The organism is Opitutus terrae PB90-1, from assembly GCF_000019965.1.
GTDB classification, from domain to species: Bacteria; Verrucomicrobiota; Verrucomicrobiia; order Opitutales; family Opitutaceae; genus Opitutus; species Opitutus terrae.
Genome location: NC_010571.1, coordinates 4420054 through 4432955, shown reverse-complemented (window position 1 = coordinate 4432955; position 12902 = coordinate 4420054). Strand labels below are relative to the sequence as shown.

General features: G+C 64.0%; 5 protein-coding genes. 4 read left to right on the top strand and 1 reads right to left on the bottom strand.

Going from position 1 to position 12902, the window contains the following annotated elements; translation table 11 throughout:
• Window positions 1-18 precede the first annotated feature (18 nt).
• The 4 genes from galB (at window position 19) to OTER_RS17080 (ending at window position 11311) form a co-directional block, all read left to right on the top strand.
• Window positions 19-2778 carry a beta-galactosidase GalB gene (gene galB / locus OTER_RS17095; protein WP_012376184.1) on the top strand — a complete coding sequence of 920 codons (2760 nt, stop codon included), beginning with the start codon at window positions 19-21 and terminating at the stop codon, window positions 2776-2778.
• Window positions 2779-3130: 352 nt separating this feature from the next.
• Complete coding sequence (locus OTER_RS17090) at window positions 3131-7075, top strand: TonB-dependent receptor plug domain-containing protein (protein WP_012376183.1); 3945 nt, start codon at window positions 3131-3133, stop codon at window positions 7073-7075.
• Window positions 7076-7626: 551 nt separating this feature from the next.
• Window positions 7627-9273: an asparagine synthetase B family protein gene (locus OTER_RS17085; RefSeq protein WP_148218159.1), complete on the top strand. Its 1647-nt coding sequence runs from the start codon at window positions 7627-7629 to the stop codon at window positions 9271-9273.
• Between the two features lie 196 nt (window positions 9274-9469).
• The gene (locus OTER_RS17080; RefSeq protein ID WP_012376181.1) at window positions 9470-11311 is read left to right on the top strand and encodes a YncE family protein; all 1842 of its coding nucleotides are present in this window, start codon (window positions 9470-9472) and stop codon (window positions 11309-11311) included.
• A gap of 162 nt (window positions 11312-11473) precedes the next feature.
• Here OTER_RS17080 and OTER_RS24345 read toward each other — a convergent pair whose 3' ends face one another.
• Window positions 11474-12718, bottom strand: a complete 1245-nt coding sequence (locus tag OTER_RS24345) for a LacI family DNA-binding transcriptional regulator (protein ID WP_012376180.1) — start codon at window positions 12716-12718, stop codon at window positions 11474-11476.
• Window positions 12719-12902 lie beyond the last annotated feature (184 nt).

The window sequence follows — 12902 nt, the reverse complement described above, 5'->3', positions numbered from 1 at the left end:
GCCTACCGTCCGCCCATCATGACTTCTTCCCTCAAAACCGGATTCACATTCGCTTTCGTCGGGCTGCTTGGATTCTTCACGGCGCAGTCGCTCCCGGCGGAGCAGCCGTTTGCCGCCCATGGCGAGCGGTCGTCCGCCCAACTGCGTGAACGGCTGCCCCTGAACGACGACTGGCGATTTCAAAAAGACGATCCGCCGGGCAACACCGTCAGTCTCGACTACGATGTTCGTCCCGTGGTGACGACGAACCAGGACGGCCGGGCGGCGGATGCCGAGCCGACGGAAGCCGAGAAGCTCGCCGCCGCCTCGCGCGTGGTGCTGAAGCCGTGGATCCTGCCGACCGGGAATGCGTTCATCAAGGATCCGGCGCCTCGATACACCCGGCCGGCGGGCGACCCGGGCAGCGACGTGGCGTATGTGCGGGCGGATTTCGACGATCAAGCCTGGCGGCGCGTGAACCTGCCGCATGACTGGGCGATCGAAGGGCCGTTTCTCACCACCGGCGATTTCGGCGGCATGGGCAGGCTGCCCAGCTGGGGCATCGGCTGGTATCGGAAGGCGTTCGATCTTCCCGCGGAGGACGCCGGCAAATCGATCGTCCTCGAGGTGGATGGCGCCATGTCGTACGCGACGGTCTGGTTGAATGGTCACCTCGTGGGCGGCTGGCCGTATGGCTACTCGTCGTGGCAGGTGAACCTGACGCCTTACCTCGCTTTTGGCGGCAGAAACCAACTCGCGATCCGGCTCGACAATCCGCCCGCCTCGTCGCGCTGGTATCCGGGCGGCGGGATTTATCGCAACGTGTGGCTGACGAAGACGCAGCCGGTGCACGTCGGCCAGTGGGGCACCGCGGTAACGACGCGTGACGTGACGTCGCGTTCGGCGACGATCGAGCTCGCGGTCACCGTCGACAACGACGGCCGGGAGCCTGCGCCGATCAGCGTGAGCTCGGAGATCTTCGCGCTGGATTTGCAGGGCCGGAAAACGGCGGAGGTGGTCGCGCGGACGGAGGCCATTGAAACCCAAGTGGCGGCGGGCGCGGCCGCGACCGTGCGGAGTTCGGTCGCGCTCGCGAATCCGAAGTTGTGGGGGCCGCCGCCGACCCAGCAGCCGCATCGCTACGTGGCGGTGACGACCGTGACCCGCGCCGGCCAGCCGGTGGATGTCTACGAGACGCCGTTCGGCATTCGGACGCTGCGGTTCGATCCGGCGGCGGGAATTTTTGTCAATGGCGAGCGGATCAAGCTCCAAGGCGTGAACCAGCACCACGACCTTGGCGCGTTGGGCGCGGCCTACAACGAACGCGCGGCGGAACGGCAGCTGGAGATGCTGCGTGAGATGGGCTGCAACGCCGTCCGGATGAGCCACAATCCACCGGCGCCCGAGTTGCTGGAGCTGACCGATCGGATGGGTTTTCTCGTGATCGACGAGTCGTTCGATGTCTGGGAGCGCAAGAAGACGCCGCTCGATCACCATCTGATTTTCCCGGACTGGCACGAGCAGGATTTGCGCGCGCTGATCCGGCGCGATCGCAATCATCCGTCGGTGATCGTGTGGAGCGTCGGCAACGAAGTCGGCGAGCAATACACGGGCGAGGCCGGAGCGGCGGTGGCGAAGCGGCTCGTCGCCATCGTACACGAGGAGGATCCCACGCGGCCGGCGACCAGCGCGATGAACTACGCCAGCCCCGACATGCCCCTGCCGGCGGCGCTGGATGTGATCAGCTTGAACTATCAGGGGGAGGGAATTCGCGACACGCCGGAGTTCGAAGGCACGGAGCGAATTCGGAAGACGCCGCAGTATCCGGCGTTTCACGCGCAGTTCCCGCAGAAGGTGATCCTGACGAGCGAGAGCGCGTCGGCGTTCAGCAGTCGCGGCGTTTACCTTTTCCCGGTGACGCCGAAGATCAGCGACGTGGTGCGCGACGGACGTGGCGGCGACTCCACGATTCACCAGGTGAGCGGGTACGAGCTGCACGCGGTGGATTTCGGCTCCTCGGCGGACAAGGTCTTCGGTTCGCTGGATCGTCATCCTTACGTGGCGGGCGAGTTCGTGTGGACCGGGTGGGATCATCTGGGGGAACCCACGCCCTATTACACCTCGCGGAGCGCGTATTGCGGGATCATCGACCTGGCGGGGTTCAAGAAAGACCGGTTCTATCTGTACCAGTCGCGCTGGCGGCCCGACCTGCCGATGGCGCACCTGCTGCCGCATTGGACCTGGCCGGAACGCGTGGGTCAGGTGACGCCGGTGCACGTGTTCACCTCGGGCGACGAGGCCGAGCTTTTCCTGAACGGGCAATCGCTCGGTCGGAAGCGCAAGGGCGCGTATGAATACCGGTTGCGCTGGGACGACGTGGTCTACGCGCCGGGCACGCTCGAAGTCGTTGCCTACAAGGACGGGAAGAAGTGGGCGACGGACCGCGTGGTGACGGCGCAGCCGGCGGCCGCGTTGACGGCGGAGCCGGACCGCGCGGAGATCCGGGCGGATGGCCGGGATCTGTCGTTCGTCACGGTGCGGGTGGTGGACGCGGCGGGCGTGTTGGCGCCGCGGGCGGACCATCGGATTCGGTTCCAGATCGCAGGGCCGGGCGAGATTGTCGCGACCGACAACGGGGATCCGACGAGCTTCGAGTCGTTCCAGGCGCCGGAGCGAAAAGCGTTCAGCGGACAGTGCCTGGTGATCGTCCGCGGGCAGCGCGGCCAGGCGGGGAAGATCACAATTACGGCCTCCGGCGAAGGGCTGGAGGAAGCGGTCACGGTGATCACCGCGAGGTGACGCCGCGTGGCACGGGCGTCTCGCCCGTGGGTGTGTTCAAACAAAAAGAAAGGGAAGGGCAGCGTGAGCCGCCCCTCCCCCAAGCTACCTACACCTTTAACCACCGGTGTAAGTAACATTGTTCCTCGCCGAGCGTGAGATTAGGGGCAAAGAAACATTCACTCTGACATCTGAATCGCGCGGGGCAGGCGAGGGTGGCGCAGGGTGAGGCTGTTCGAAAACCTCGCGCGGGTCAGGACGCCGGTCCGATGCCTCCGCAGTCGAGAACCGCGTCTGCAGCGGGTACGAGCTCGGAGCGCTCAGATGTCAGAATGACGAAGCCTTTGCGGGTGCCGGCTGCTCTCGGCTTTAAATGATTCAGCCCCACCACCCCGCCGATCTGACTCCGGCTACCTCCAAGCGCACGCTCGAGCCGGTTTGGCGTTACCTGGGGTACAAGCCCTGTATACCTATGAAAACCCCGTTAAGGACTACGTTAGGTCTGCTCGCGGTCATGGCCACCGGCCCGGGACTGCTCGCCCAAACAACGGCTGCTCCCACTCCCGCCCCAGCGGAGGAGGCAGATGAAGTCATCCAACTCTCGCCCTTCGAAGTGCGCGCGGAAACCGATCGCGGTTATGCCGCGACGCAGACACTCGCCGGCACCCGCATCCGCACGAACCTGAGTGACGTCGGATCGGCAATCTCGGTCGTCACAAGAGATTTCTTGACTGACGTCGGTGCGACGGACAGCAGCACGCTGCTCCAGTACACGACCAACGCTGAAGTCGCCGGCACGCGCGGCACGTATGCCGGATTGGGCAACAGTTCCCAGCTCGACGAAACGGCCAATCTCCGTTCCTCCGGAGGCGCGCCCAATCGCGTGCGCGGGTTGGCGGCCGCTGACAACACCCGGGACTTCTTCGTCACCGACATTCCGTGGGATTCCTACAACGTCGAGCGCATCGAGATTCAGCGTGGCCCGAACTCGATTCTCTTCGGGTTGGGCAGCCCGGCAGGCATCGTCAATGCCTCGCTGCGGAACGCCGAGTTCCGCAACCTGGGTAGTGTCGAGGCGCGCGTGGCCTCGTATGGCTCGTTCCGCGCGTCGGTCGACATCAATCAGGAACTGATCGACGACGTGCTGGCGATCCGCCTGGACGGCGTGTGGAACGATCAGAAGTTCCAGCAGGACCCGGCGTATCAGGAAGACGAACGCTTCTTTGGTGCGATCCGCTTCGACCCGAAGCTTTTCAATCGCCGCGATTTTCGCACCAGCATCCGTGCGAAGTTCGAAAACGGCGACATCAAGGCGAACCGGCCGCGCATCATTCCGCCCAACGATGCCATCTCGCCATGGTTCCGCGCCCGTGATCCGAACAGCATGTTCGGCGGCATGGCCAAGCTCGCGGTCGACAACGGCTACGACTCCTGGCGCACCGACAACATCGTCGTCGGCAGTGCCCGCGGCCTGATTCCGACCACCTCGCCGAATTACCAGCCCTGGCTGGCCGTTCCGCCGAATCAGCAGCAGCCGTTCTGGCTGCTCGATGGCACCACGAACCAGCTCTACCGCGTGGAGGGCGGCTGGATCAACGTCGGCGCTCGCAACAACACGGGTGGGTTCACCGGGGCGTCCAACGGACTGCTGGGCAAGCGCACCGGCGATCAGTTCTACGGGTTGAACAACCTGCCGGCGATGGTGAGTGCCGCGCACAGCGCGAACGCCGCCCTGTTCCCGGATGCGATCTACGGCCAGTACAAGAACATGTCGATGCTCGATCCGTCGATCTTCAACTTCTACGACACGTTGCTCGACGGACCGACGAAGTGGGAGACCGAAAACTGGAACGCTTACAACATCGATTTCAGTCAAACGATGTTCGATGATCGCCTCGGCGTCCAACTCTCGTACGACCGTCAGAAATACAGGAGGGCGGGCGAGGCGCTGCTCGGCGGCAGCCCGACCATCACCATGGACATCATGAAGAACTTCCTGGACTACTATGTGTCCGGGGCGAACGGCACGACGACGACCAACCCCAACTTTGGACGGCCGTATGTCCAGGGCGCGGGTGGGGGTGGCACCGGCAGCTCCTACGAGAGCGAGCGCAAATACGCGCGCGCCTCGTTGTTCGCCGAGCTGCGCGCCAGCGACGTCCTCGACAACAAGTTCCTGGTGAAACTGCTGGGTCGGCACCGCTTCAATGGCGTCTATGCCGATGAGCGGTACGAGACGGAAAACCGCGGTTGGCAGATGTACGCCAACAGCCGCGAGTGGGCGGGGTATTGGAATGGCACCGACGGCTCGAACTCGCCGATCACCGATCGTCCGCCGCAGGCCTTCATCTACCTCGGCTCGTCCGTCGCGGGCCGCGATAGCGCGACCGGCGCGCAGGTCCCGGGCATCACGGCCGACGTCAAGCTGAACAACGCCGGCGTCCACGTGTTCGATCCGACCTGGCTGAACTTCGGCATTCCTTTCACCAATGCGGCCGCCGGCACGACCATTCCGAACTGGAATGTCCCGGCGAACCTCTGGCGGGTTTTCAATGGCCAACCGATCCCCGCGTCGGATCTCCCGCAGCCGAACACCGTGCCGCAGCTCACGGAAGCCTCCAACCCGGCGAACTACGTTGGCTGGACGTATTTCCAGGATGACCTGATGCGCTACAACAACGGGGCCGACGACGCCCTGCTGACGAATGCGCAAAAATCGCTGCGCGTGACCAAATCGTATGCGGCTTCCTGGCAGGGCTTCTTCTGGAACGACGCAATCGTGCCTACCTTTGGTTGGCGCTACGACGAGGTTAAGGGCAAAGGCGTGTCGGCGCCGCGCGTTTCCGGCAACCGCAACATTCTGAATGTCCAGCCCAACACCTACATGCTGCCGAACGCGTATCCGACGAATCAGATCTTCAAGGATCACTCCACGGCGGGTGGCGTAGTGGTGCACCTCAACCGACTGCTCGAGCGCGATTTCCTGCCGATCAACGTCAGCCTCTCCTACAACAAATCGAGCAACTTCCAGGTGACCGACGTGCGTCGGAACGTCTGGGGCCAGCCGATCGCGAACCCGACCGGTTCGACGAAGGATTACGGCGTGCTGCTGTCTACGAAGGATAATCGGTTCACCTTCCGCGCGGTGAAATACGAGACCAGCGTGGCGGGGGCGACGACCGACATGGGCAACCCGGGCTCCGTCGGCGCGATTGTCCAGCAAGGCATGCGGTGGCGCAATGTGTTCCTATATAAGCTCAGCGCCTACGACTGGGCCAACCGGAACAATTGGGCGACGCGCAACACCTGGTCGGGCCAGACGGTGAATCCACAGAATCCCGCCGTGACGATCGGCGCCGATGCGTCGTTGACTCCGGAACAGGGCCGCGCGCTCGAAGACGCCGCCATCACGAAGTGGAACGAGGCGCAGACTTGGATGACCGAGCGCGGCTTCTTTGACGCGTGGGGCTTCCAGCCGCAGTCGGTCGGTGTACTGACCGACCGCACCACCTATGAGAACGCCGCGGGCGGACCGACCGCGTTGGATCCGGCCTCGCAATACGCGCCGAATCCGGCCAGCATCTTCGCGTATACCGCGACCGCGCCCCAAGGCTTCGCCGTGACGTCGGACACACTGTCGAAAGGCTATGAGTTCGAATTCACCGCCAATCCGCTGCCGAACTGGCGCATCTCCTTCAACGCGTCAAAAACGACGGCGACGCGCAGCAACGTCGGCGGTCCGGAGCTGGACGAGTACGTCAACTACATCGATGAGTTGATGGCGGCACCGATCGGCTCATTCAACGGCACCAACTACATCCTCGGCAACATGCCGCAGTTCGGCAACCCCGGCCTGTCGCTGCTGACGAACGTCTGGAACAACTGGCGCGGCAACTATGCCCAGCTGAAGCTGAACGAAAACTCCGATTCCGCCGAAGTGCGCAAGTGGCGCTACAACTTCGTCACGAACTACACGTTCCGGGAAGGCAAGCTGAGGGGCTTGGGCGTTGGCGGCAGCTATCGCTGGCAGGACAAGGTGATCATTGGCTATCCCGTGGTCGCCACGGATCCGACCCGGCCCAACTTCGACTTCAGCAAGCCGTACTACGGCCCGTCGGAAGATGCGATCGATCTCTGGGTTAGCTACGAGCGTAAGCTCACCAACAAGATCAACTGGAGAATCCAGCTGAACGTCTACAACGTTGGCAACAACGAGGAGCTGATCCCGATCTCGGTCCAGCCCGATGGCAAGACCTGGGCCTCGGTTCGCATCGCGCCGGTCCAGGAGTGGACGGTGACGAACACGTTCTCGTTCTAGCGCGCTGACGCAGTCTCTGGTTTAGGAACACTCCGGGACCTGCCGCAAGGCAGGTCCCTTTTTTTTGGCGACCAGGTACCTGCGAGCGCAGGGCTCGCCTGACGCCGGATCGTTCAGATCCCTTCCCAACGCGCGATAGTCCATCCCCCGGTCCCTGCCCACCGCGAGTTTCGCATAGGCTCTGATACCGGCCCATAATCAGGCAAAAGCTTATCAATATCCTTTTGCTATATTCGCGCACGCCCAACATAGGGATACTAGTTTTAGCCGTCCACGACGACGGACCCCACCGAGATCGAATACCATTCCGGTCAGCCCCTTTTCGGAATGCCGGCGCGCAACAAGTAGACGGCCGCGACGATCGTGAGCCGTTCAGAATAAGCGGTCATCCGGCAATTCCCGTTCCGCCACCACCTAGTCCGACGACGAGCGCATTGTAAGTGGCTTCTGCGTAGCTTCTCAATCGAGTCGCCCTTTATTCACCCTGGGTTCGTTCGAGCGGCATTTCGGCCTGTTCCCCAACCCATTCTACCGACCCGCCGAAGTTCAGTATGGGCGACGGTCCGGCTTTGCGCGTGAGCGTGCCCAGGATCGAGGCGTCACCGGCTGTTCGTCAGGCGACAAATAAAATCGTTACCATGACTATAACCGAGAGGACCCAAGATACTGTGTTGGTTGAGGTCTGCGGCGAGCCTCTGGCTCAGACGGACTTCCGGCAACAACTGGCCGACGGCGCGTATGCGCGCATTGTAGACACCCCGGGCGAGTTCTGGGTGGCTCGCAGGCAAGGCGAGACGATCACGTTGGTGGCGTCCCGCCACGGCATTAAGCAGTGTTTCTACACGGTGCGCGAGGGCAGGTTCTATTACGGTCCCACCGTCGACGACGTGGTGAAAGCGTCGAATTCCCCGTGGCAGTGGAACGCCCGCGCGATCGCCAGCGTGGCCTGCTATTGGCACACCCTTGGTTCGGACTCGCTGCATGCCAAGGTGAGGCGGCTGGGAGCAGCCGAGATGGTTGCATGGGATGGATCCGCCTTGAAAAGGCACACGTTCGCTGAGCCTGTGGCCAGCCGCTACCCGAACCCCGTGGGCGCTGCGACCGAGTTCCTCGTTGAATTCATCCGGCGCCACGGCGACGGCGCCATCCTGCCGCTCTCCGCCGGGTTCGACTCCCGCGCGATTCTCGCCGCCTTTCTCTCCCTGGGCCGGAAACCCATCTGCTTCGTGATGGGGCACGACGGTGCGACCGACGTGCGGGTGGCCAAGTCCATCGCGGCGCGCTTTGGCTTGGAGCTTCGGGTTGTCGCGCTCGCGCCGAAAACGTATGTTGAAAACCGGGACAGAATCCTCACGCGCACTTCGGGCACGAAGACGCCGGGGAACTGGCATACCTGGGTCGGCGCCAAGACACTGGCGCCGGAGAAGGGGATGCACCTCTTCCCCGGTTCCAACGGCGAGTATGCCCGGACCTTCTTCTATGATCGTGGGATGATTTTTCAGGCGGCGAACGCGCTATCCTCGCTTTCGGTCCCCGCGTTTCTCTCCGCCAAGGTGCGGCGAAGCGCCCGCTTCCCGAGCGGATCGGCGCCTGAGCTGGCCTACTGGTCCACCCCTGCCGGCCAGAAACATTTCACGTCCGTACTGGCCGCACGTTATGGCCAAGGTTCGCTCGGCGACCTCATCGACGATTTCTATCTGAAGGAGCGGGTCAGGAATTTCATCGGCAACGGGATCGAGCTTTACAGCGACATCCTTCCGGTCCGGCTGCCGTTCCTGCAAAAGGAATGGATCGACGCGGTGCGCGGGACGAGCCGTCAGATGCGCCTGAACTGTCGGTGGCACAAGGCCGCGATCGGCAAGCTGTGCCCGCCGCTGCTTGAGTTTCCGACCGACGAAACGGGCACGCCGATGGGGCGGCCTGAGTCGATCAAGGAGAAACTCCTCGGCGCACCGCATGGTCCGTGTGTGGGCTATTCTCCCGACCTTTTGAACACGACGGTGTTTCGGGCGCTTCTCACGACGGAAACGCTGCGCATCCCGGAGTTGTTCGGCTCCTCGGATCTGGAACAGTTCCTCACCACGGCAGACGCAAGGTCTCGCGACGTCATCTCTTTGTTGGCCCTCTGGCGCGACTATTTGGTGCGTTCCGGCACCTCGATTGATCCGAACATCGTAAATCGTCCTGCGGTCTTTTGAGCTGTCTTCTGCCGCCGTGGACGCGTCAGCTGCGGAGTGCGTCGCGACCCGCTGATAGAGTCCGATGGAGCCAGCGTCGGTTGGCGCGCGAGCCATCGCATGTCCCCGCCTTGCTTCATCGGCGAGCGAGTCGAAGAATGCGCGAGACCAATTTGTAAATTCGCCGGGCTGGGTAGATTCCCGACAGCGCTTGAAGATGAAGATTCTTACCCAGCTGGTTTCGTGTCTGGCTGTCCTCGCTACGGCGCTGCCGGCTTCGGTCCGCGCCGGCGACAGTGACGCCCGAGAGACGGACCTGCAGCACAGCGATGCGCCCGGCACCGGCTACTCCGCGGCGCAATTGAGCTGGACGAAATCGGCGGTCGACGCGCGACTCGGCCCGAGCTTCGAGCAGCTCAATCCCGGCGTGCCGGATACGCGGCCGACCGTGCCCAAGCGTCCGTCGAAGATTCCGCCGGACAAGTTCTACGTGCGCATCAGACCGTACGAGCTGGGCGACCATCCAGAACCCGACGGCGACTACTGGAGCGACAGCGGGAACGTCGCGTACATTCCGGACGACCCCGCGGACGATCCCGGGCTCGATCGCATCCAGACCTACGCCTACTACAGCAAGGTTTTCGCGATCAGTCCGCGCCTGGACCACGCCAGCGGCCGGCCGCACCCCGAGCCGCAGACGCGCGACGCCCACTACGTTGCGCTGAACGGCGGCCCGCTCCAGCAACCGGTGGCGATGGTGCGCAACTACGCCATGGAGCAAAACGAGGCCATTGTCATCTACCGGGACGGGCTGTTCGCGGTGGCCGGCACGCAAACGAGCCGCGGTCCCAAGGAGCGCCCGTATCCAGGCTTCAAATTTCCGCCGAACAAGGTGCCCCGCGCCGTGGCGGTGACGACGAGCAACGAGTTCGCTCTCGTGACGGTCTGGGACACCGACCGACACGTTGGGCAGCTCGCGGTCGTGGCGCTCGAAGGGAAATACCTTCCGTTTCACACGTGGCCGTACATGGCACTGCCGAATCAGGGCAGCTTCTCGGATTTCAAGCTGTTGGGCTACGTCGACCTGCCGATGGCGGCTCCGGACTCCGTCGCGGCGGCGAGCAATGGATTGTGGACCGGCCCGTCCGCGACCGGCGGCCGCGTGCTCAGCCAGATCGATCTTTCCGACGACCGTTCCCGCGCCTTGGTTTACGAAGGCGCGTGGCAGTCGGTCGTGGCGAGGAGCGGCTACGCCATCGTCGCTTCGAAGGACGACGACAAAGTCGTGATCCTCGACCTGACGCCGCTGTTTTCGTATGCCCGCGAGAGCTGGTTGAGCTCGAACTCGAATTTCCAGGAGACGCTCGCGGCGCGGGGGTCGGAGCCGACGCAGTTTCCGCAGACTTTCGATGTGCGGCCCGGGATCAAGCCAGAGATCGTCTGGTACTCGACGATGAAGAGCCCGACCGCGGTGCTCGCCGGCCAAAGGGTCGGTCACCACTCCACCGACCGGTTCAAGGCCTACGTCGCGACGGAGGACGGCACGGTGCACATCATCGACACCTCGTCGTTGATGGTACGGTCGTCGAGGCAGGTGCGCGGTCGGTTGCGGGAGATCGGAACGGTGAGGGTCGGCCGCAATCCGACCAGCATGGCGTTCGCGCGGCACACCGCCCGCAATCTGCCGCTCCTGCCGCCGCCTCGCAAAGGCGGCCGCGATTCGAGCGATCCGTTGAACAATCTGTTCTACGTTGCGTGCCGCGGTGACCGCACGATCGATGCGGTGGTGACGCTGCACGGCAAGGGCGTCGTTTATGAACGGGTGCAAGACTCGCGGATAGGCGACCCGGTCGCCGTCGGCGTGGCCCGGCGTGGAAACATTCTGCTGGTCGCCGATTTTGCCGGGAAGAAAGTCCTGAGCTTCCTGATGGGACCGGTGAAGGACCGGCGGAACAACCAGCTCTACACCCCGATTGATCCCAACTTCAGCTACGAGTTCGCCGGCGAGCTGCACCTCAACGGATCGCCCTTCCTCGTCAATTCAACGAACGTGAATTGAAGTCTGGTTCGAGAGTGGCTGGTCTCACGTAGGCCGCGAGCTTGCTCACGCGGGGAAAGGGTAGGAGCGGCTTTCCGCCGCGATGTCGCGCATCGCAGCCGGTCGCGACGAAAACCGCTCCTGCCCGGAATGCCGAGGGTGACAAGCGGCGGTCCGCCGCGGCTACGCTGCGGAGGCGGTCTTGCGGTGCTCCTCGGCGAATCTCCGCACGCGTTCGGGCCAGGTCGAGATCCGCCGGCGCGGCAGCGAGGCACCGTCACACCAGACACCCTGCACCAAGGTCGTGGTGGGAATCTCGGGCAGGCCACGCAGGTTTTGCTGCAGCTGGCCGATCAAGAGTTCCGCGGCAACTTCGCCCACGCGCGCGCTGCTTTGGCGAACGCTGGCGATGGCCGCAGCGGGTTCCTGCTGGAACAGGCCGACAAAACCCACGCCCTTGCCGAGGTGAATCCGACGTTCCTGCAACACGGGCAGCAACGCCGCAGGCCCGAGGATGACGTCGGGCCGGAATTCGTCGAACCAGCGGCTCACGGACACGTCATCGATCGCGCAACCGTCGGGCAGGGCGCTCTCGCTGGAGTTCGCGATGCCGGGCTCCTGAAACAAAATGGGAACGCGTTGGGATTCGGCGAGCCGGGCTCGCTCGGTCAGGAACGCGACGGACCACGCCTGGTCATCCGCTTCGTCCCACGCGGACGGCAGCACCAAGCCTGGGCGGCGATAGCCGGCCGCGAGCACTTGGCGAATTGCGAGCCGCAGATCACCCGTGCAGTCGTTGGTGACGCGATGCAAAACAGGCGTGTGCGGCAGCCAGCCGATCTTCACCGCGCTCAAACGCGTCCAATCGAAGTCGAGCGCGTCTGCGCGGGTGCACCGTTGGGACGCGAGCAGCAGTCCGGTGATGCCGCGGTAGAACAGCACGCTGCTCAGCCGCTGCGCGCTCATGCCGGGTTCGCCGAGCCAGAAATGTTCGAGCTGATACCCGCACGCCGCCGCCTTCCGCTGTGCTCCGGCGAAATACTGTTCCTCGGCGGGCAGGTCGCGCCAGCCCCAGCGCGTAGCGCTGTCCGTCACGTACGCGATCGACTCGGTTCGGCGGTTCGCGGCGAGTCCATTGCGGTAGGCGACGAGCGCGCGCAGGGCGGGATCCGGACTGTAGCCCATTTGCTCGGCGATGGATTGAATCCGCCGGCGCGTCGGTTCTGGAATCGCGGGACTATTGCGCAGTGCGAGCGAGACCGTGGTGTTGTGGACGCCCGCCGCGCGGGCGACGTCCAATTGGGTGACGCGGCGCGGGTGGGGCGTCGCTGTGGCGGATTCCGCGGGGGCGGAGTCGGCGGTGGTGGCGGGCGGCCGTGATGAGTCCGGCACGTTCCCGACGGGCTTGCAGGAGGGCGCGTCGCGCATGGCAGACGGAGGTGGGGGTAGCTTGGGATCGGCGGCCGGCCACGGTGGAGGTAGCCTATTTGCCGTCGACTGCGCCGATGAGGCGGCAACGACGGGCCGGCATCAATCGCGCATTCGAAATACGCCCGAGTATCTCTTTAGGCATAGGGAATCTTCCTAGACGAATCGTGCTGGGCCCGAGACC